The 20,753-nt window shown below is 61.5% G+C and carries 17 protein-coding genes; 4 read left to right on the plus strand and 13 right to left on the minus strand.

What is annotated here, in order from left to right; genetic code table 11:
* Positions 1 to 23: 23 nt before the first annotated feature.
* Positions 24 to 1,106, minus strand: coding sequence for a tartrate dehydrogenase (locus RE429_RS18790; RefSeq protein WP_414472186.1), 1,083 nt, complete (start codon positions 1,104 to 1,106; stop codon positions 24 to 26).
* 95 nt (positions 1,107 to 1,201) lie between these two features.
* The gene (locus RE429_RS18795) at positions 1,202 to 2,239 is read right to left on the minus strand and encodes a PdxA family dehydrogenase (RefSeq protein WP_414472187.1); all 1,038 of its coding nucleotides are present in this window, start codon (positions 2,237 to 2,239) and stop codon (positions 1,202 to 1,204) included.
* Between the two features lie 183 nt (positions 2,240 to 2,422).
* On the opposite strand from RE429_RS18795, the gene RE429_RS18800 reads away from it, so the two are divergent.
* Together RE429_RS18800 and RE429_RS18805 are read left to right on the plus strand one after the other, a co-directional pair.
* Positions 2,423 to 3,406, plus strand: a complete 984-nt coding sequence (locus tag RE429_RS18800) for an alpha/beta fold hydrolase (RefSeq protein ID WP_414472188.1) — start codon at positions 2,423 to 2,425, stop codon at positions 3,404 to 3,406.
* The gene (locus RE429_RS18805) at positions 3,406 to 4,977 is read left to right on the plus strand and encodes a rhodanese-like domain-containing protein (RefSeq protein WP_414472189.1); all 1,572 of its coding nucleotides are present in this window, start codon (positions 3,406 to 3,408) and stop codon (positions 4,975 to 4,977) included. Before RE429_RS18800 ends, RE429_RS18805 begins: the two co-directional genes overlap by 1 nt.
* A 69-nt stretch (positions 4,978 to 5,046) precedes the next feature.
* On the opposite strand, the gene RE429_RS18810 is transcribed toward RE429_RS18805, so the two are convergent.
* Together RE429_RS18810 and RE429_RS18815 are read right to left on the minus strand one after the other, a co-directional pair.
* Positions 5,047 to 6,141 (minus strand): isocitrate/isopropylmalate dehydrogenase family protein, encoded by a 1,095-nt coding sequence (locus RE429_RS18810; RefSeq protein ID WP_414472190.1) that lies wholly within the window; start codon positions 6,139 to 6,141, stop codon positions 5,047 to 5,049.
* A gap of 170 nt (positions 6,142 to 6,311) precedes the next feature.
* Complete coding sequence (locus RE429_RS18815) at positions 6,312 to 7,730, minus strand: MmgE/PrpD family protein (RefSeq protein WP_414472191.1); 1,419 nt, start codon at positions 7,728 to 7,730, stop codon at positions 6,312 to 6,314.
* On the opposite strand from RE429_RS18815, the gene RE429_RS18820 reads away from it, so the two are divergent.
* The gene (locus tag RE429_RS18820; protein ID WP_414472192.1) at positions 7,693 to 8,565 is read left to right on the plus strand and encodes an FCD domain-containing protein; all 873 of its coding nucleotides are present in this window, start codon (positions 7,693 to 7,695) and stop codon (positions 8,563 to 8,565) included. The genes RE429_RS18815 and RE429_RS18820 overlap by 38 nt on opposite strands.
* Before the next feature lie 241 nt (positions 8,566 to 8,806).
* Here the strand turns inward: RE429_RS18820 and RE429_RS18825 are convergent, their stop codons facing one another.
* The 4 genes from RE429_RS18825 to RE429_RS18840 form a co-directional block, all read right to left on the minus strand.
* Positions 8,807 to 10,528 carry an ABC transporter permease gene (locus RE429_RS18825; RefSeq protein ID WP_414472193.1) on the minus strand — a complete coding sequence of 574 codons (1,722 nt, stop codon included), beginning with the start codon at positions 10,526 to 10,528 and terminating at the stop codon, positions 8,807 to 8,809.
* Positions 10,529 to 10,574: 46 nt separating this feature from the next.
* Positions 10,575 to 11,633, minus strand: a complete 1,059-nt coding sequence (locus RE429_RS18830) for an ABC transporter substrate-binding protein (protein WP_414472194.1) — start codon at positions 11,631 to 11,633, stop codon at positions 10,575 to 10,577.
* Positions 11,634 to 11,645: 12 nt separating this feature from the next.
* Positions 11,646 to 12,710 (minus strand): ABC transporter ATP-binding protein, encoded by a 1,065-nt coding sequence (locus RE429_RS18835; protein ID WP_414472195.1) that lies wholly within the window; start codon positions 12,708 to 12,710, stop codon positions 11,646 to 11,648.
* A gap of 221 nt (positions 12,711 to 12,931) precedes the next feature.
* Positions 12,932 to 13,618, minus strand: a complete 687-nt coding sequence (locus tag RE429_RS18840; protein ID WP_414472196.1) for an FCD domain-containing protein — start codon at positions 13,616 to 13,618, stop codon at positions 12,932 to 12,934.
* A 177-nt stretch (positions 13,619 to 13,795) separates the two neighbouring features.
* Here RE429_RS18840 and RE429_RS18845 point away from each other — a divergent pair, with 177 nt between their 5' ends.
* On the plus strand, positions 13,796 to 15,160 hold the full coding sequence (locus tag RE429_RS18845; RefSeq protein WP_414472197.1) for an MmgE/PrpD family protein: 1,365 nt from the start codon (positions 13,796 to 13,798) through the stop codon (positions 15,158 to 15,160).
* A gap of 100 nt (positions 15,161 to 15,260) precedes the next feature.
* Here RE429_RS18845 and RE429_RS18850 read toward each other — a convergent pair whose 3' ends face one another.
* From RE429_RS18850 to RE429_RS18870, 5 genes are all read right to left on the minus strand, one after another.
* A complete protein-coding gene (locus RE429_RS18850) occupies positions 15,261 to 16,652 on the minus strand; it encodes an MmgE/PrpD family protein (protein WP_414472198.1) in 1,392 nt (463 codons plus the stop codon).
* 75 nt (positions 16,653 to 16,727) lie between these two features.
* Positions 16,728 to 18,242, minus strand: a complete 1,515-nt coding sequence (locus RE429_RS18855; RefSeq protein ID WP_414472199.1) for a tripartite tricarboxylate transporter permease — start codon at positions 18,240 to 18,242, stop codon at positions 16,728 to 16,730.
* 58 nt (positions 18,243 to 18,300) lie between these two features.
* The gene (locus RE429_RS18860) at positions 18,301 to 18,786 is read right to left on the minus strand and encodes a tripartite tricarboxylate transporter TctB family protein (protein ID WP_414472200.1); all 486 of its coding nucleotides are present in this window, start codon (positions 18,784 to 18,786) and stop codon (positions 18,301 to 18,303) included.
* A gap of 39 nt (positions 18,787 to 18,825) precedes the next feature.
* Complete coding sequence (locus RE429_RS18865; protein WP_414472201.1) at positions 18,826 to 19,791, minus strand: Bug family tripartite tricarboxylate transporter substrate binding protein; 966 nt, start codon at positions 19,789 to 19,791, stop codon at positions 18,826 to 18,828.
* A 154-nt stretch (positions 19,792 to 19,945) separates the two neighbouring features.
* The gene (locus tag RE429_RS18870) at positions 19,946 to 20,704 is read right to left on the minus strand and encodes an SDR family NAD(P)-dependent oxidoreductase (RefSeq protein WP_414472202.1); all 759 of its coding nucleotides are present in this window, start codon (positions 20,702 to 20,704) and stop codon (positions 19,946 to 19,948) included.
* Positions 20,705 to 20,753: the final 49 nt, after the last annotated feature.

Raw genomic sequence — 20,753 nt, forward strand, 5'->3', positions numbered from 1 at the left:
CGTTTCTTTTTTGTGCCACATCGTCAGCTGAGAGCTTCAGCAACGGCCTTTCCGGTCGTCCCGGTATCGGCGTTTCCTCCGAGGTCACGCGTCCGCAGCGTCCGTTCGCTCAGCGTGCTCTCGATGGCTCTCACGATGGCGGCGGCGGCTTCACTTTCTCCGAGGTGCTCGAGCATCATCGCGCCCGCCCAGATCTGACCGATGGGGTTTGCGATGCCCTGCCCTGCGATGTCCGGGGCCGACCCATGAACGGGCTCGAAGAGGGATGGAAAATGGCCAGGAGGATTGATGTTGCCCGAGGGCGCGATACCGATCGTTCCGGTACAGGCGGGCCCGAGATCGGACAGAATATCGCCAAAGAGATTGGAAGCGACGACGACGTCGAACCAGTCAGGATGCAGAACGAAATGGGCCGTCAGAATATCGATATGATACTTGTCCCATTTCACATCCGGGTAGCTCCCGGCCATCGCCTCGACGCGCTCGTCCCAATACGGCATGGTGATCGAGATGCCGTTCGATTTCGTCGCCGACGTCAGATGCTTCTTCGGCCGCTTCTGGGCCAGGTCGAAGGCGAACTGCAGGACCCGGTCGACACCGATGCGCGTCATGACGGTCTCCTGGATGACCACTTCGCGCTCCGTGCCTGGGAACATCTTGCCCCCGATGGAGGAATACTCGCCCTCCGTATTCTCGCGGACGACCCAGAAGTCGATGTCGCCAGGCTTGCGGTTCGCAAGCGGCGTCGGAACGCCGGGCATCAGGCGCACGGGGCGCAAATTGATGTACTGGTCGAACTCGCGCCGGAACTGAAGCAACGAACCCCAGAGCGAGATGTGATCCGGGATCTTGTCCGGCCAGCCGACGGCCCCGAAGAAGATGGCGTCGTGACTGCCGATCCGCTCCTTCCAATCCTCCGGCAGCATGCGGCCATGCTTGGCGTAGTAATCGTAGGATGAGAAATCGAAGTGATCGAGTTGCAGGTCGAACCCGAACTTCGACGCCGCGGCCTCCAGGACGCGCACGCCTTCCGGGACGACCTCCTTGCCGATGCCGTCTCCCGGAATGACGGCCAACCGGTACTTCCTCTTCTGTTCCAGAGACATCGCTGACACCTGTGACGCGTTCAATACGTTGCTTTTCGGGCGCTCGACCAAAGCATGGCGATCCCGCCGAGGCCCGTTCGATCAGGCCGCCATCATCAGGCCGCCATCTTGGCCCTTTCGGCGCCCGCCAGCCTTGCGGCGAGGCGCACAGCATTCTCCAATGCGCCGGTGGAGGCAACGCCCTTGCCGACGATGTCGAACGCGGTGCCATGTGCCGGGGTCGTAAAGACCGTCCCAAGCCCGGCCGTGACCGTGACGCCCCTGTTGAAGCCGCGCAGCTTCGTCGCGATCTGCCCCTGATCGTGGTACATGGCGACAACCCCATCATACTCGCCCGCAAACGCCTTCAGGTAAACCGTGTCGGCGGGAAACGGGCCCCGGCAGTCGATTCCGCTCTGCGCGGCGGCGGCCACCGCGGGAGCGATGATGTCGATCTCCTCGGTTCCGAACAATCCTCCCTCCCCGGCATGGGGATTGAGCGCCGCGACGGCCAGGCGCGGCTTCGCGATGCCGGCCCGCCTCATGGTCCGGTCGGCCAGTTGGATGGCGTCCGTGATGCTCTGGGCGCTGATCTGCTCGATGGCCTGCCGGAGAGAGACATGGGAGGTGACCCGCGACATCCATTGATCGTCGAGGACATTCATCTCGGAGAAATATCCGCGATGATCGAGAAGGTGGGCGAACATCTTGTGCTCGTCCGGGAAGTGCCACCCTCCAGCGTGGAGAGCCGCCTTGTTGAGCGGCGCGAAGGTGATGGCGTCCACCTCACCCCGCTGTGACATCGCAACGGCATACGCCAGGGTGTCGCCTGTCAGGCGACCCGACTCGGCCGAGACGACACCGCGGGGCAAGCTCGCCGGATCGATGTTCTCGAGATCGACGACAGGAATATCCGGGCCGCTCCAGTCGATTTCGGAAACCGACGAAACGGCGCGCCAGGACAATGATGTTCCCGCATCTCGCATGCCCTGCTCCAGAACCCGCACGTCGCCGACCACCACGAGGCGGGCTGCATCGTTCAGGCGTCCGTCCGACAGGACGCGGGCGCACTGCTCCGGGCCGATACCCGTGTAGTCGCCGAGCAGGAGCGCGATTCGGGGCAGCGCCTGCCCTTCAGTGCTTGATACCGCCACGTTCAGTTTTCCTCTTACCGATGGGTGCCGATCAGTGTGAAGCCAACGGAGCTTCCGCCTCCCTGGCCAGCCGAGGCATGTACCGGAAGCATGGCAACTCACAGAAAATAGTCAATGGAAGATTGTTGACAATTTACGAAATTGGTTCGACTTTTGCGCTGTGTCCAACCTGGATGATCAGTGATGAACAGACCTTTGTTCGAGCGGAACGCCTCCATGCCGCCTTTGAGCTCTTATGGCAGCTCTCTGATGGAAGGCTTCACCTACAAGACCATCGAGACATCGGGTGCGAAAATCCGCGTTGCCGTCGCGGGAAATGGCCCGCCTCTTCTTCTTCTTCACGGCAATCCGCTGACACATGTGAGCTGGCACAAGATCGCTCCAAGCCTCGCGCAGAGTTTTACCGTGGTTGCGCCCGACCTGCGCGGCTATGGCGACAGCTCCAAGCCTGACGGCGGCTCGGATCATGAGGCGTATACGTTCCGAGCCATGGGGCAGGACAACTTCGAGGTCATGGCGGCCTTGGGCTTCGAGCGTTTTGCCGTTGCCGGCCATGACCGTGGGGCGCGCGTCGCCTTCCGCATGGCTCTGGACGCTCCGGACAGGATCGAGCGCATCGCCGCCTTGGACATCGTGCCGACGCATCATGTGCTGACCAATGTCACGCTCGGATGGGGGCTTGAGGCGTATCACTGGTTCTTCATGGCGCAAAAGGCCCCTTTCCCCGAGAAGCTGATCTGCGCCGATCTTGATTATTACATCCAGTACAAACTCAACAAGAAAGGCGTCGGCCTCGAGATCTTCTCGCCCGAAGCCATGGCCGAGTATGTGCGCTGCACGACACCCGAACAGATCCATGCGGTTTGTGAGGATTATCGTGCGACCGTCACGCTCGACCTCGCAATGGATCAAGCGGATTTCGGCGTGAAGAGACTCTCGTGCCCGGTCCTGGTTCTCTGGGGATCGAACAGTCATTGCGGCCGCCACTTCAAGCCCCTGGAAGCCTGGGAGCCCTGGGCTCCGGATCTGAGGGGCTGGGCCATTCCCACGGGCCACTACCCTGCGGAGCACAGGCCGGATCTTGTCTACTCCGCATTCTGGACTTTCTTCACGGGAGGCGAGCCGATGCCGCTCACCGGGCACGTCGAGGAAACTGCAGCCCCGTGATGAGAAACATCGACGCCGCCACAGCGAAGGAGCTTGTCCACTCGCCTGCCGAAGTCGCGTTTCTGGACGTGCGTGAACATGGTCCCTATGGAGAAGGCCATCCGCTTCTCGCCGTATGGTGCCCCTATAGCCGGCTCGAGCTCTCGGCCCTCTCCCTCGTTCCCAATGTCCGTGTGACGATCGTCCTGATCGATGCCGGAGATGGTGTCGCCGGGAAGGCGGCAGGCCGACTGGAACGCCTCGGCTATCAGGACATCAGGGTCGTGGCCGGAGGCGTCCAGGCCTGGGTCGTGGCCGGCTATACCCTCTTCGAGGGAGAATACGTTCCGAGCAAGACCCTGGGGGAACTTGCCGAACACGCCTTTCATCCCGACGTGATCGACCCGGAGACTTTGGCCGAATGGCAGAGGGAGCGCCGTCCCCATGTCCTCGTCGATGTCCGCCCGCCGACGGAGCATCACAAGATGACCGTTCCGGGTGCGCGCTGTCTGCCGAACGGCGAACTCCCACACCGTTTTCCCGCTGTCGTTTCCGACACATCGATGCCGCTCGTGCTCACCTGCGCCGGACGCACCAGAAGTCTGATCGGCGCCATCAGCCTGAAACTGCTCGGGCTCGAGAATCCTGTTTTTGGACTCCGGAATGGGACGCAAGGGTGGACCCTCGCAGGACTTGATCTCGATCGCGGTCAAGTCCCTGCCGAGGCGCCTTCGTTATCCGATGGGGAACTGGCAGCGAGCAGGCTTCGAGCGCAGAATTTTGCGCAACGAGCCAACATACCGATGATTGACGCAGGCATGCTGGACACTCTCGCCGCAGACCGAAGCCGAACGCTGTATCTGCTCGATGTCCGTAGCGGGGAGGAGTATGCAGCCGGGCATCTGCAGGGGGCAATCCATGCCCCCTGCGTGCAGATCGTCCAGGCCACGGATCGTTGGCTCGGCGTGCGCCGCGCGCGCGTCGTCCTTGCCGATGACACCGGGTTGCGGGCTTCTCTTGCAGCCTATTGGCTCGGGCAAATGGGCTACGAGACCTATGTGCTGCCGGACGCGGACACGACTCTCGCTCGCGACGGGTGGCAGCCTTCCCAAGCCGCGCCCTTCGTTCCTGCTTCGGAACTGCAGCCTATTGCACCGCAGGAAGCCGCGGAGGCTGCGGCCGGCGGCGAAGCCCTTCTCCTCGATCTGCGATTGTCCGTCGAATACCGGCGGGAGCATCCCGCAGGAAGCCGCTGGACGATCCGTCCCGAGTTGAAGACAACCCTTGGCGACTGGCAGGGCGGCCTTTGTCTGATCGCCGACGAACCAGTCGCCCGTCTCGCAGCTCTCGATCTTGAGGAGCTCGGATATGCCGATGTGCGAATCGTGAGTGGCGGCTTCGATGCCTGGAAGTCCGCAGGCCTGGCGACGGAGACCGGTTGGCCGGAATCAATCGCACGTCCGAGCGATTTCCTGTCCTTCGTTCACGACAGGCACGACGGCAATCTCGATGCAGCCCGGCAGTATCTCGCATGGGAGACGGGCCTCGTGGACCGGCTCGATGCCCAGGAGCGGGCCACGTTTCTGCTCTGACGGAATGAAGAGGCCGGGACACGGCTGCCTGTTTCCTGACAGCCGTATCCGCTGGTTCCCAATCGCGGGTTAGGCGGCTGCGCGTGTGTCTTCCTCGATGTTCCGGACAATAGCGCGGGTCATGTCTCCAGTCCGTCCGGTCCCGCGGATATCGCCGGTGCGGCTTGCGGGATCCATCAGCGTCCGGGTCATTGCCCGCTCCATCGATGCGGCGGCGGCAATCGCTTCCGGGACCTCGCGGACATGACCGAGCCAATCGAAGAGCATGCGGGTCGACTCGATCATGGCATAGGGATTCGCGATGCCCTTCCCGGCGATATCGGGCGCCGAGCCGTGGGTCGCCTGCGCCATGGCGATATTGCCCTCGCCGATGCAGAGACCAGGCGCCATGCCCAGCCCCCCGACGAGACCTGCGGCCTCATCGGACAGGATGTCCCCGAACATGTTCGTGGTCACGACCACGTCGAAGCTCTGCGGATCCCTGACGAGGCGCATGGCGAACGTGTCGACGATGACGTCGTCGACGATCACATCGGGATATTCCTGCGCGGCGCGCTTGCACTCCTCGACGAACATGCCGCATCCGAGCTTGAAGACGGTGTCCTTGTGAACGAAGGTCAGGTGCTTGCGCCGGTGGCGAGCCAGCTCGAGGGCCGCCTTGGCGACACGATAGCTGCCCGCACGCGTGATGACGCGAACGGAGATCGTCACATCCTCGGTCGGACGGAATTCGCCGGAACCCGCAACGACGTTCCGATCCGGCTGGAAACCCTCATTGTTCTCGCGCACGATGATGAGATCGACATCGTCATGGAGGCAGCCGATATCCGGATAGGAACGTGTCGGCCGTACATTGGCGAAGAGATTGAAGTGCTTGCGCAGGATCGGGTGAGGATTGATCGCGCCCGGAACGCGCGGATAGGCCCGATGCCCAATCGGCCCGAGAATCCAGCCGTCGAGTGCCCCGAGCGTTTCAAGGGTCCCGTCGGGCATTGTCGAGCCATGAGTATCGAGAGCCCGTCGACCGATCGGCACGGAAGTCCAATCGATCGACAGATTATGGCGACGTGCGGCCGCTTTGGCCACTTCGACGGCTGCCGGAACCACCTCATGGCCGATATCGTCGCCCTCCAGAATTCCGATCTTGAGAGTCTTACTGCTCACTGTTCTTTCTCCGCTTCTGAGACCGGCAATGTCGGCCGATCCGGCCGGTGGATCGCAGGCCGTCGCAACACAATGAAAGCGCCGGGCCCCGCAGGGCCGCGGCGCCATGGTGAGAGTCCGGCATGCCTAACCATCGTGCCGACCCCTCATGCCGAATACGGCAGTGGCGCTCAGTCCTTGAGGCGCAACCGGCTCATCAGTTGATCGATGGACTTGAGGGTCTCGAGGTCCCGCACCATGGCCACCACATCTTCGGCCTGCTGACGCGGGAAGCGGGCAAACTCCGCGCATTCGCGGAATTTGTCGGAGACCTCCTCATAGCTCATGGGATTCGACGGGCTGCCTTTGCCGAAATCGGCGCGCCCGGAAATCGTCCGGCCATCGGCAAGCTCAATGTCGATGATCGTCGTCATCTTATGGTAACCGGCGTTCTCCGCCTCCTCGTCCACCACGAAATCGATCTTCTCGATCATGGCCCGCACATCCGGGCGCAGCACCACCTCGTCGGTGAACTCGTTAAGACCGGCCCGTCCCTCCAGCAGGAGAATGGCCATGCAGAACTCCATTGAGAACTTCGCCTGGAGTTCATTCGTCGGACGGTGATGAATAAGGGCGTTCGGCATATTGGAATTGGTGCCGACGCGAACCCGCTTGACGTCTCCGGCGCGAATGCCGTTCTCACGAATCAGCCTGAGCATCTCGGTCATGCCCGGATGCGTCAGAGAACCTGACGGATGCGGTTTGATCGAGATGCCCGGTTCGGCGAACGTCCATGGCGCACCGAGCTTGCCCACAATCGCATTGGGATCGAAGCCTCCGCCAGCGGCACGGAAGAAGCCGCGAGGTGCCTCGAGAATTTTATCCGTTGCCGTCCATCCGTAATTTGCGAACTGAGCGGCCGCGACACCGCTCTCGGACGAGCGTCCCGCATGGAACGGCTTCGTCATCGTGCCGAAATTCTCGCGGAGCCCGGCGGACTGGCTTCCGGCGATCGAGAGGGCTCTGTTCGTTGTTTCCGGATTCAGGCCCATCAGGCGCGATGTGGCGGCTGCGGCTGCGAAAGTCCCGCAGGTCGCGGTTGCATGGAAGCCGGTCTGGTAGTGGCGCGGGTTGATCGCCTCGGCGATCTTGCACTCGACTTCGACGCCGAGATGATAGGCAAGCATGACGGCGCGGCCATCGGCGCCGACCATCTCACCGACGGCAAGAGCCGCCGGCAGCGCAGGTGCGGTGGGATGAGTCAGAAGTCCATAGACGCGATCGGCCGCGACCGCGAGCTGAGTGTCGTCATAGTCGTCGGCATGGATTCCCACACCATTGGCGAAGGCGGCGAAGCGAGGAGCAACACGCAGCGCGGTGCCGATGACGGTCGATGGACCAGAGCTCAGCCCAAGATCGGCGAGATGGCGTTGGACAAGTTCGCCCGACTTCGCAACCGACCCTGAAATCGCCAGTCCAAGCCCGTCGAGGATGGATTTCTTACCGAGTTCGACGACGCTCTGCGGGAGGTCCGCAGCGCTTGCGTTGCAGATGAAGTCGGCGACGTACCACGTGAGCGCGCTCTCTCCGGTTTCGACCTTCGTGTCCATACTCTTCCTTCCCTGGTGCTACCCTGATGGGCCTATTGGCATTTTGAGCATTTGGCATTCATTGTTTATTGTCAACAATCTTTTGCATACTGGCCTCGGAACGCGGTATCATTTAAAGGAAGTCCAACATGTTGATGGTGGCACTATGGACACGACATTAGATCCAGGATTGGGTCTCCGGATCCGGCGAACGGAATCCCTGACCTCTCTCATTCGGCGTGAGCTCGAGCGCATGATCGAAGTGGGAGAGCTCAAGGCCGGTGACCGACTCAACGAGAATGCGCTTGCGGCCAAGCTCGGCGTGAGCCGTGGCCCGGTACGGGAAGCCTGCCGCGGACTTGAGCAGAGCGGCCTCGTGCACGTGATCGTCAATCGCGGGGTATTCGTCAGGGAAATCAGCAACCGTGAAGCTGCGGAGCTCTATGACATTCGCGCTTCGCTCTACGCGCTCGCGGGCCGGCTTCTCGCCCCGAAGATCACCAAGAAGCAGGTGACCGAGCTGCGCCGCATGATCAAGCAGATGGACGATGCCGCCGATAAGGGCGAACTCAACGTCTTCTATCCGCTCAACGTGCGTTTTCACGAGGCGATCGTGGAGTTTAGCGGCAACGGGCGTCTCCTCAGCCTGTGCGCGTCCGTTCATCGCGAGATGCACCTCTTCCGTCGCCGAACGCTCGATATGCCGGGCCGTATGAAAATCTCGAATGCGGAACACACCGCCATCGTCGACGCGCTCGAGACCAAGGACAGCGAGAAGGCGGCCCAGGTGATGGCGGAGCATGTTCTGACCAGTCGCACGCTTCTTTTCGGCCCGATCGGGACGCCGGCCGGCTGAGCCTTTCGGCTCAGGCGGCTCTTCCAGAGTTTTCTTCGAGCATCGGACATGAAAGGTGGCTTCCACTTTTCACGTCCGATGCTCCTTGTCTTGGAAACAGCTCATCGTTTGCGCGGCCCGCTGGGTCCCCACGATGCGCTAGAGCCTTTTCCGCAAAAGTGGATGCCGGTTTTGCGAAGAAAAGGCGTCTTTCTCAAACAACAGGAGCCTTTTCCATGAACCGAAGTTCATGGAAAAGGCTCTAGCGAGCGGCCGGCAGACGCTGGCCGCCCAGCACGGGAAGCCGGTTCGCGATGATAACGACGGCGAAGGAGATCACGAGGAGCATGATCCCGAGCACCGAGATCGCGCCGAGATCGCCGCTCTCGTTCAGATCGTAGATGATGACCGATACCAGCTTCGTATCTGCCGTCGTCAACAGGATCGTCGCCGAGAGCTCCCGGATGGTGCCGATGAACACGAAGCACCAGGTTGCGATCACGTTCGAGCGCAGGAGAGGCGCCGTGATCAGCCGCAGTGTCGTCATCCGGTTTCCGCCCAGGATGCGGCTCGCCTCCTCAAGCTCGGGATGCACGCTTTTGAAGGCGGAGGACAGCTGCTGATAGCCTGCGGGCATCTCGATCGTCAGGAAGGCGATGAGAAGGATCCAGAGGGTTCCATACAGCATCAGGACCGGGTTGGAGTAGCTCAGGAAGAGCCCGACACCGAGGACGATGCCCGGGATCGCGACGGGCGCCGTCGCGAGATAGCCGAGCACCTGGCTTCCCGGGACTGATCGCCGGGTCACGAGATAGGCGATCACAAGCGCGATGGCCGTGCCGATGGTCGCCGTCAGGAAGCCGAGCAGGAAGGTGTTGCGCAAGGCAAGCTTTGTCGCCGAGAACTCGAAGAACACGAAGCTCACATGGTGAAGGGTGAAGCTGCTCCAGGTGAGTGGTTCCGCAACCGTTCGCGTCAAAGCCGTCTTCAGCAGAGCCGCATAGGGCAGGATGACCGTCGACAGAAGAACGGCGACGACAAAGGCGATGGCCAACCACCGCCACCGGCCAAGCTTCGCAATACGAGGGTCGCTGTTCTTGCCGCCGAGGGTCGTATAGCCTCGACGTCCCAGGATCCGAGCCTGTCCCCACAGCAGCATCACCGTCACGATCAGCAGAGGCAAGGCGGCAGCCGCAGCAAGGCCCGGTTTCGGCGGATATTGGAAGAGGCTCCAGATCTTCGTCGTGATCACGTGGAACCCGGCCGGGAGCGCGAGAATGGCAGGCGAGCCGAACATGGTGAGCGCCTGCAGAACGGCGATCATCGTGCCGGCGAGAATCGCAGGAAGCACAAGAGGAATCGTCACCCGGCGCAAGGTGACCGAGAGACGCCCGCCCAGCATGGAGGACGCATCCTCCAGATCGGACGGAACGCGCTCCAGCGCATTCACGACCAGAGTGAAGATGTAGGGGAACGTGTAGCACGCAATGGCGAAGACGAGCCCTTCGAACGTGTAGATGTCGACAAGATACTCGTACGGCTCCAACCCGAAGAGACTGCGATAGGCGACGTTGATGAGGCCGCTGTTGGGCGCGGCCAGAATTTCCCACGCGATGGCTCCCAGGAACGGCGGCGTGACGAACGAAGCCGTGACGAGCGCCCTGATGGCCGAGCGCCCGGGCAGGTCTGACCGGGCGACAAGCCACGCGAGCGGCGTCGCAATGATACAGGCAACCACCCCGACGCCGAGCGCCATCCCGAGTGCCGTCAGAAAGGGACGGCGCAATGTCGGATCGGTCACAAGTGCGGAGAAATTGGCCAGCGTGAACTGGCCGTTCTGGTCCAGGAAACTGTAGTAGCCGAGCCAGAACAGGGGCAGGACGACAAGAAGGCCCAGTACCAGCACCAGCAGGACGAAGATCGGTCGAGACAAGTCGATACGTCCGCGCCGTGCCGGCATCGGAAGAGAAATCGAGACGTTCATTCACTGCTCCGAGAATCTAACCCGCGCTACTACAGATGACCGGCGGTCAGGTGCCGAAGGTCAGCTCGTACTTTTTCTTGATGTCTTCGATCATCGGCTCGAGCTTATTCGGATCGGAGTAGAGAACCTTGATCTGGGAGAGCGGGGTGCGCCCTTCCTTCTCCTTCACTTGCGGGTGGAACGAACGCAAGCCGCCCACGTCGCTGATCAGTTGCTGTGTCTCCTGTGCGAACATGAACGCATAGAAGAGCTTGGCTGCGTTGGGATGAGCCGGATTCTTCATGATGCCCGCATGCCCGATGGCGATCGGTGTGCCTTCTGTCGCGTAGACGACCTCGACAGGAACGCCCGTTTCCTTGAGCATGAACATGTTGTATTCATTGCCGTCGGCCATGACGGAGCGCTCGCCCTGAGCCAGCTTCTTCGGCGGCTCTGTGGACGATTGCACCTGCATGACGCGCTGCTTGGCGAGCTTCTCGAAATAGTCCCATCCAAGGGCCTCGCTGAGCGCATGCGTCCCGGTCATGATCGTGCCGCTGTAGCCCGGATGGGCCTTGACGAGTCGATTGCGCCACTTCGGATCGAGCAGGTCCGCATGGCTCTTGGGCGCCTCCTCCTTCTTCACCTGGTTCGTGTTGTATCCGATGACGGAAAGATGCGCGCGATAGGCGGCGAAGAAGCCATCGGGATCCTTCGTCTCCGCGGGCCAGGATTTGGCGACCTCGGCCGGAACCGCCGGCTGCAGCCAACCCTGCCGCTTGAACAGGATGAAGTGAACGGCGTCGGAGGTTTCAACCACATCCGCCTTGTGAATTCCTGCGCCGTATTCCTGGCTGATGCGCTGGAAGACGCGCTCGGCGCCGGAACGTTCGACCTGCACCTTGATGCCCGGGTACTTCGCTTCGAAGGCGCTGCCGACCTTTTCCGCAACCTGAACGTCGGTAGCCGTATACCAGACGACAACCCCTTCCTTCTTGGCCGCGTCGATCATCTCCTGGTTGGGCTCATAGGGCGCCGGTGCCTGCGCCCACGCGAGACTTCCGGCACTGCAGAGTGCGAGGCCGCTGACCAGTGCCCCGCTCAGAACTGTTCTACGATTGATCATGTCTTTCCTCCCTTAATGTGCGAGCGCGCGGCAATGCTCCAGTGGAAGATGGAGCCAAACCGGTTGCCCTTGGGGGACAGCGACATCCGCCGGAGTGACCGCACGGATCGTGTCCCCGTTGCTCAGCGTGACCAGATAGTCGCGGTGAGATCCGAGATAGACCTGACGGGTGACCGTTCCGGGCACCCAATTCGTTTCGCCAGGAGGCGGGGCAGTCGTGGCGAAGGTGATGTCGTGATGGCGGATGGCCACCGCGGTTTGGCCTTGAGCGGCAAAGTCGCCTCCGCCGCACCGCAGCACGACTCCACCGATATCGACTGCGTCGCCCGGCAGGCGATCACCCTTCAGGATGTTGGCGCCGCCGATGAATCTCGCGACGAATTCCGAGCGCGGTCTCTTGTAGATGTCTTCAGGAGAACCAGCCTGCTCGATACGCCCCTGGTTCATCACGACGATCAGATCGGCGGTCGTCATCGCCTCCGATTGATCGTGAGTGACATAGACGGTGGTGTATCGGTACTCGTCGTGCAGGCGCCGGATCTCGAAACGCATCTCTTCGCGGAGATTGGCATCCAGATTGGACAAGGGTTCATCGAGAAGCAGCGTCTCGGGCTCGACCACGAGAGCCCGCGCCAGAGACACACGCTGCTGCTGCCCACCCGACAGCTCGCCCGGATAGCGGCCGGCGAGAGGCTTCAGCTTGGCGACATCCAGAATGGTCTCGACCCGCCGGGTGACCTCCTCACGGGGCATTTTACGGAGCCGCAGCCCATAGGCGACATTCTCGAAAACCGTCATGTGCGGCCAGAGCGCATAACTTTGGAAGATCATGGACATGTTACGCCGCTCGGGCGGCTCGCTACGCCCCGGGGACGAGACCGTTCGCCCCCCCACCCGAATCTCACCCTCGCTCGGTTCGACGAAACCGGCGACGAGGCGCAACGTGGTGGTTTTTCCGCAGCCCGAAGGTCCCAGCAGACAAACCAGAAGTCCTTTTGCGATCGCGAGGTTGACGTCGTTGACCGCAAAATGCGCGCCGTACTTCTTGGAAAGACGCGTAAGCTCGACGTAGCTCATCTCACCTCCCTGTTGTGCCGGTAACCGGCCGGCACCTCTTTGGGTGCCCTAGGGTGAGCTTCAGCGACGGCGCCTGGATTGTCAACAATCTACTTTTAGCAAATCTGCATTAATTTGGGTCAAAATACTGGTTTCTGCCAAGATGTGCCGCCCGGACCAGCATCGGAAACGCGTGTTCCCGACGTGACAGCCCATCGTGAGCAGGCCCTCCGGAATCGGCATTACGAACCCGAGATGCCTTCGAGACCTGACCCGGCAGTGACTTCGACGACATTGAGAAGGCGATCACGCGCCGCAGTCACATGCTGGGAATGCGCGTCATGTGCCCAAGCGGGATCACGAGCGGCAATGGCGGACAACATCTCACGGTGCTCCTTGTTCGAGATCGTAAGTCCTCCACCCTGCACAAGGCTGCGCGCGCGAAACAGATGAAGCTTCTTGACGAACATGCGGTATTGCTGCGCAAGCAGCGCATTGCCGGCGGAATCGACGATAAATTCGTGAAACGCCAGGTTCAGGGGATAGTACATTTGGAAGTCGCGCAACTTGGATGCTTCTTCCATCTCGACCACCAACTGGGTCAGCCGCCGGATCTGATCCTTCGTGACGCGTTCGGCAAGCAGCCTCCCGGCAAGGCCGAACAAGGCCGAGCGTATCTCATAGACCTCCCTCACTTCCTGTACCGACAGCTGGCGGATGAAGGAGCCGCGATTTCGGAGTGAGACGATCAATCCTTTGCCTTCCAAGGCTCGTATCGCCTCCCGGATGGGCCCCCGACTCGTTCCCAATTCCGACGCCAGTTTGTTTTCGTTGATCCGCTCACCTGGGGCGTAGCTTCCATCGAGGATGAGCCGCTCGACCTCTCGCTCTATCGCGGTCGCGAGGGAGGACGTGCGGAGAATGCCCAATTCATCGGAAGGAGACGTTTTCATGAAACAGAGTACCTCGAGTCAGCCGCGCTGAATGCCCCGACTGTAGAACACTTTTTCGTTAACTGTTGACAATTTTCAGGGAACCATCCATTCACACGGTGGTGCCCTTCCAGGGCTGCAAACGTCCCGGCTTATTTTTGGAGAACAGTACAAATGGATTCTGCAGTGATTGACCGGTCAAAGGTCACGCAAGTTCTTGCGAACTTCGTTGTCAGCTCCAAGCCAGGGGATATCGCCGAGAGCGTTTACACGGAAGCGACCCGCTCGTTCCTGAACTGGGCGGGGTGTGCCGTCGGTGGATCGATTCACGAGACTCTCGACCGCACGCTCGCGGCCATCCGTCCATTCGCAGGCGAAGGCCAGGCGACGGTTCTGGGCCGGGGCGAGAAGCTGGATCTGCTCCACGCAGCGCTGCTGAACGGGATTTCCTCGCACGTCTTCGACTTTGACGATACACATCTCAAGACGATCATCCATCCTGCCGGTCCCATCGCGTCGGCCCTGCTGGCCCTGGCTGAAACCCGCCCCATGAGCGGCCGTGAGTTCCTTCACGCGTTCATCCTCGGTGTCGAGGTCGAATGCCGGATCGGCAACTCCGTCTATCCCGAGCATTACGACCGCGGCTGGCACATTACGGGAACCGCGGGCGTCTTCGGTGCCGCTGCGGCCGCCGGCAAGATCCTCGGCCTGAACCCGCAGCAGATGACATGGGCGCTCGGTATTGCAGCGACCCAATCCTCGGGGCTGCGCGAAATGTTCGGCACGATGTGCAAGCCGTTCCACCCCGGACGCGCCGCGCAGAATGGCCTGCTTGCCGCTCATCTCGCGGCTCAGAACTTCACCAGCTCCGACCGCGGCATCGAGGCTCCTCGCGGTTTCGCTCACGTGCTGTCGACGAAGTTCGACCCCACGGAGATCACGGAGAATCTGGGGAAGACCTGGGAAGTCTCCCTGAACACCTACAAGCCCTTCGCCTGCGGCATCGTCATCCACCCGGCGCTCGACGGCTGCATCCAGCTCAGGAACGCTCATGGGCTGAAAGCCGACGACATCGCGTCCATCGAGCTGAAGGTGCATCCTCTCGTCCTCGAACTGACCGGCAAGACGGAACCCAGAACCGGACTTGAAGGCAAATTCTCCGTCTATCACTCCTGCGCCGCCGCCATCGTTTACGGCCGCTGCGGTGAGCATGAATATGCCGATGAGGTGGTTGCAGATCCCAAGATCGTCACCCTGCGCCGTAAGGTGAAGGCAGAGGCGGAGAATGGCATCCACGAGGATCAGGTGAAGGTGACGATCACCACGGCGGACGGAAAAGTGTACGAACTGTTCGTCGAGCATGCCATCGGCAGCCTCGGCCGCCCGATGAGCGACGAGCAGCTCGACCAGAAGGTGCGCGATCTCTGCGAGCCTGTCCTGGGCCCCTCCGGAACGGAGCGTTTCATCGGCCTGTGCCGCGATGTCGTGAACGCCTCATCCCTTGCGGAGATCGTCAAGGCAGGCGTTCCGCCGCGGTAAGATCAAACGGAAAGGGCAGCTCCTCGATCAGGATCCTGCCCTTCCCCGGGAACAGACGATCACGAAGAGCGCGGGCGATCCACCCGCGCTCTTCGCGCATTCAGCCGCGAAACTTTTCGATTCCATCGAGGCTCGGGGCGTCGAAAAGGCGAGCGCACCATTGCGCGAGAGCATCCGCCTGTGCGTCCGTCCAGCCTCCGAACAGAACGTTCGCCCGGAACTTCGCCAGGATCTCCTCACGCGAGAGAGGCTCTCTGGCACCACCACGCATATGGGGCTGTCGCGCGCTATGGACGCTTCCATCGCGGAGCGTTGCGATCACGGTACCGGTATAGTTTCTCGGATATTCATCGTCCGGATCGATCTCATACCGAACCTTTCGGGCAAGGGCCAGGATGTCCGGATCCGAGATCTTCCGCTCGCTGAATTGCCCAAGTCCTGCAGCCTTGTCGACGAAACCGACAGCGACACCGAAAGGCACGCTGAACTTCGCTGAATACGGCGTCGATGGGCGACGCTTTTCGGCGAGAGGCTCCCACAATCTGTGAACCGTGCCTTCACCGACCCTGCAGAGAACGTCCTCGATCTGCTCGGCCCCGATTCCCTCTCGTGCGAGGCGGATGGCGCAATCGATGAAAGGTTGAACCATCGTGCCGCAGGCATATGGCTTGAAGGCAATGCGAGCAGCCTTCCAGTCGCGCCCGAGGTCGATCGTGATACGGGAATGGTCGGCGGCAATATCCGGAACACCGAAAGAATAGAAGAAGCCGTGTTCGCCTTCGAAGACCGTCCTTGGCCCTTTGAACCCCGCTCGACCGAGGGCTGCGGCACGCAAACCCGCCTGCGCGGCCCAACCCGGATGAATGCGCTTCGTCCAGGTCCCCTCGGCGAGATACTCGATGATGCCGGACGCGAAGCTGGCGGCGATACCCAAAGCGTCGACGAACTGAGTGGGGGACAGGCGCAGAGCCGTACTGACGCCGGCAGCCGCACCGAGCGCGCCGATGATCGCCGTCGGATGGAAGCCTGCCCTGTGCTGCGCCGTCGGCGCAACGATCGCCATCCGGCACATGAGCTCCGCGCCGACGGCGATGCCCCGCAGCGCATCCGCGCCCGTTCTGCCATGACGTTCGCAGGCCGCGAGAACGGCGGGCACGATGACGGCGCTCGTATGCACCGGCGTACCCTCGAAGGTGTCGTCATAATCCTCGCCGTGAGAGGCCGTTCCATTGATCAGCGCAGCACCCGCTGCATCGTAGCCGCGTGCGTGACCGAATGCCGTGCAGTGCCCCTCGCCCTCCCAGGACGACACGATGGCCCGGACATATTCCTCATGGCGGGCGGAGACGGCCAAACCGGCATGGTCGATGAGTGCGGACGTCAAGGTATCCTTGAGATCCTGTGGCAGGGCGGCATCGTCGAGGGACGAGGCCCAGCCCGCAAACTGCTCCGCAAGTGCCTGCCCGGGCGGCGGCGTGTTTTCCTTCGCCATTCCTACTCTCCATAAGGTGGTATCAAATGAGAACGGCGCCTTCCCGATCGGAGAAGGCGCCGTGCATGTGGTACGTCAGTGAGCGGGAGCTTCCTCCAGCTTGATCGGGTTTCTCATTCGGCGAATTTCGCGCATGGCCGAAAGGCCGACAATGAGAGCCGCACAGGCAAGAAGACCGAGGCTCACGCCGTCCTGCAGGAAGACGATGTGATCGCCGTTGGTGATCAGCAGAGCGCGACGATAGTTGGACTCGATCATGTAGCCGAGAACGAGACCGAGGATCAGCGGGAGCGTCGGAAAGCCGAACTTGCGCATGATGAATCCGACGACGCCGGCCACGAGAACGATTGTCAGGTCGAAGAGGCTATGATCGATCGCATAGACACCGGAGACCACAAGACCGAAAATGGCCGCCATCAGGTAAGGCTTGGGCCGCCTCACCAACCAGATGCAGGGCGTCAGGATCACGGCGCCGATCAGAAACATCAGGATATTGGCGGTAAACAGACCGCCGAAGAGGCCATAGACGATCTCGGGATTGGTGGTGAACAGCATTGGCCCCGGCTGCAGGCCATGAATCAGGAACCCGCCAAGGAGAATCGCCGTCGAGTTCGAGCCGGGAATGCCGAAACTCAAGGTCGGAACGATCGCTGTTGCGGACACGACGTTGTTGGCCGTTTCGGGAGCGATAACCCCCTCCTCGGAACCCTTGCCGAATTTCTCCGGTTCCTTCGACCAGCGGCGAGCCTCGTTGTAGGAGAGAAATGCGGCAACCGAGCCGCCGCCTCCGGGAATTGCTCCTTCGATAGCGCCCAGAACGCACCCGATGCCCTGCGCCCTGCGCAGACGCCACAGGGTCGCGAGGCTCGGAAGCCTCAAGCGCGTTGTGCTGGTCTCGGGCTTTGTCCCTTCCGTCCAGCGCTCCTCGCCCGCCTGCGCCATGAGTTCTGCCACGGCAAAGATTCCAAGCATGACGAGGATGAAATGAATGCCCTCGAGCAGCTCCGGCTTTCCGAATGTGAATCGGCTCACGCCGGAAATCGGATCCGTACCGACCGTTGCGATCATCAAGCCGAGCACGCCGGCGATGAGCCCCTTGAGAAGCGCCCCCTCGGAGAGGGACCCGATGATGCTGATGCCCAGGATGCCGAGCGCGAAATAGGCCGGCGGCGTAAAGACCAGCGCCAGACTTGCCAGCGGCTCCGTCAGCGTGGAGAGCAGAATCAATCCGAACAATCCGCCGATGGTGCCCCCGACGAGAGACAGGCCGAGAGCTTCACCGCCCCGGCCCTGGCGCTGCATCTCGTAGCCGTCGATCACGGTCGCGGCGGCGGAATTCGTCCCGGGCGTACGGATCAGGATTGCCGGAATGGAGCCGCCATATTCGGCGCCTACATAGACGGATGCAAGGAGAACCACCGCGACGAGCGGCGGGAGATTATAGGTGAAGGGCAGCAGAAGAGCCATCGCGATGGAAGGCGAGATCCCTGGGAGCGCCCCTCCCAATATACCCCAAGTTACGCCGCCGATCGCGGCAAGCAGAACGGGCATCGACGTGACAGCCTGCCAGCCGTAGTAGAGGCCTTCCATCTATACGCTCCATGAATGTGATGAGGAAAAGACGCTCGCTCCCGACGCGCGTCTATGGTCAGCCGATCAGCCGTGGCCAGAACCCTGCCGGGAGAGGCACGTCCAGAACCCGCACGAAGAGCAGGTAGAAGAAGACGGAGCCGACGATGGCGAATACAAGGAGCCCGGCCGTGGGGCGTTTGCCATTGTAGATTGCGACTGTGAGCAGCAGCAGGGCAATGGTCAGCATGTAGCCCAGATAGGGTACCAGCACGAGATAGGCGGCACCGATCACGATCATGCCGAAGCCCCTCAGGTATAGGGAGATTGGCTCGCCTGCCGCCTTTGGTCCTGCATGGGTGGCGACCTGTGCCGTCCGCATCATCAGAAGGGTCTGGACGATGAGGCCCGCCGAGAGAACGCCGAGCGCGATCGCCAACATCTTTGGAAGGCCATCGGCGCCGACGCTCCCGCCGAGACGGCTTTTCGGGATCGTATCCGCGCCGAACCAGAAGACCACCGAAAAGATCAGAAGAAGGGTGCCCGTGATCAGATTTGAACGCATGATATGTTTCCCGAAAAGCGCGAAATGTCGGTCGGACGATCAATCGGCCGTGATGCCGTACTTCGTGAAGAAGGCCTTCTGCTCCTCCGCGAAGCCAGCAAGAAACTTCCCGTACTGCTCCTGATTCAGATAGGACGGGATGAGGGCATCCTTCTCGTAAACCGCTTTGAACTTCGGGTCCTGGAGCACTTTCTGGGCCGCATCTTCCCAAGCTGCGACGATGTCGCGTGGCAGCCCCTTCGGGCCGGCAAGGCCGCGGAACTTCCGCACGACGAGATTGATGCCCTGCTCCTTCGCGGTCGGGACATCTGCAAATTGCGGGAGGCGTTCATCGGTGTAGGTGGTGATGAGGCGGATCTTCTTCGCGTCGAGCTGGCCGCGCAATTCGCCGATTTCGCCGATGCCGACGGTCGACGTGCCGTTGAGCACGCTCAGCATGACGTCGCCACCGCCATCATGCGTAATGATGGTCATTTCGGTACCGGTCTCGGCTTTGAGCTGCTCCATGACCTGGCGGTCGAGCGAGCCGGGAGTGCTGACACCGACACGCACCTGGTTCGGGCGCTTCTTGGCGTCTTCGACGACTTCCTTGAGCGATTTATAGGGGCTGTCGGCGCGGACGAAGACGATCTGCGGGTCCTGGAACAGGTTCACGACGGGATCGAGATCCTCGTACGTCTTGTCGGGTTTGCTCAGCAGCGAAGTATTCACGTAGCTCGGCGTCGTTCCGTAGAAGACGCTGCCATCCGCCGGCGAGCCTGCGAGATACGCCATGGCCTTGGCTCCAGCGCCGCCGCGAACGTTCTCGACCACATAAGTCACGCCCGTAATCGGCGTGAGATACTTGATCAGCTCACGCAGGAAGACGTCCGTTCCGCCGCCGGGACTGGAGTGGGTGACGAGCTTCACGGTCTTGTGCGGGTAGTCTGCCGCAAGAACGGGTTGGGCCAAAATGCCGGCTGTCGCCAAGCCCACCAAGAGTGCAGTCTTGATCTTGGAAATCATCGCGAATTCCTCCTTGGTTCATGGAAGCCGCCTTCCCGGCGGTCTGTTGGTTGGTTCAATTTGCCAACTGTCGACAATTTACAGCATACACACTACTCCCTTACGAAACGCAAGGGCCATGCCATATTTTGCTACTGACGCAACTCCGTTTCGATCACGGCATGAAGAGGCCGCCATTCACGTGAATGGTCTGTCCTGTGATGAAACCTCCGGTCGGGAGGCACAGAGTGCGAACGACCTCCGCAACATCCTCCGGAACACCGTCATGACCGACGAGGGGCTGCCCCCCACCTGGAAGAGACACGCTGTGCCCCGACGTTGCCGAGCGCTTTCCGCCGATCTTACCCGGAGCAACGCAATTCACCGTGATCCCGTGCTCCGCGAACTCGACGGCGAGCGCGCGAGTCAGTCCCGTCAATCCACTTTTCGCCGCCGCCACATGGGCGCGATTATAGGCGCCCGTATGGGCGCTGACGCCGCCGATATTGATGATCCGCCCATATCCCGAACGGACCATATGCGGGAGAACCTCGCGTGAGCACAGGAATGGGGCTTCGAGAATGATACCTGTAATCTCGCGCCATTCCGAAAGGGACATTTCAGTAAACGGGACCTCCCGCCGGATCGCCGCATTGTTCACCAGGATATCGATGCGTCCGAATGCCCCCATCGCCGCGGAAACGAGGCCAGCGACAGCCTCCTCGTCCGTGACATCGGCCAGATGGACGATGGCGCGTCCGCCGGCCAGCTCGATCTCGTGGGCAGCGGCCTCGGCCTCCTCGCGGGACGATTTCGCATTGATGACGACGGCAGCGCCTGCCTTTGCCAACGATACGGCGATTGCTTTGCCGATACGGCGCACGCCGCCCGTGACGACGGCGACCTGTCCTTCAAGAAGTTTCCCTTCGGCCAAGACTTCCTCCCCATTCCGCCCTGCTGAGCGGCAAGCTGTTTTTTGATCC

The organism is Microvirga sp. M2 (genome assembly GCF_047497095.1).
Classification (GTDB): Bacteria; Pseudomonadota; Alphaproteobacteria; order Rhizobiales; family Beijerinckiaceae; genus Microvirga.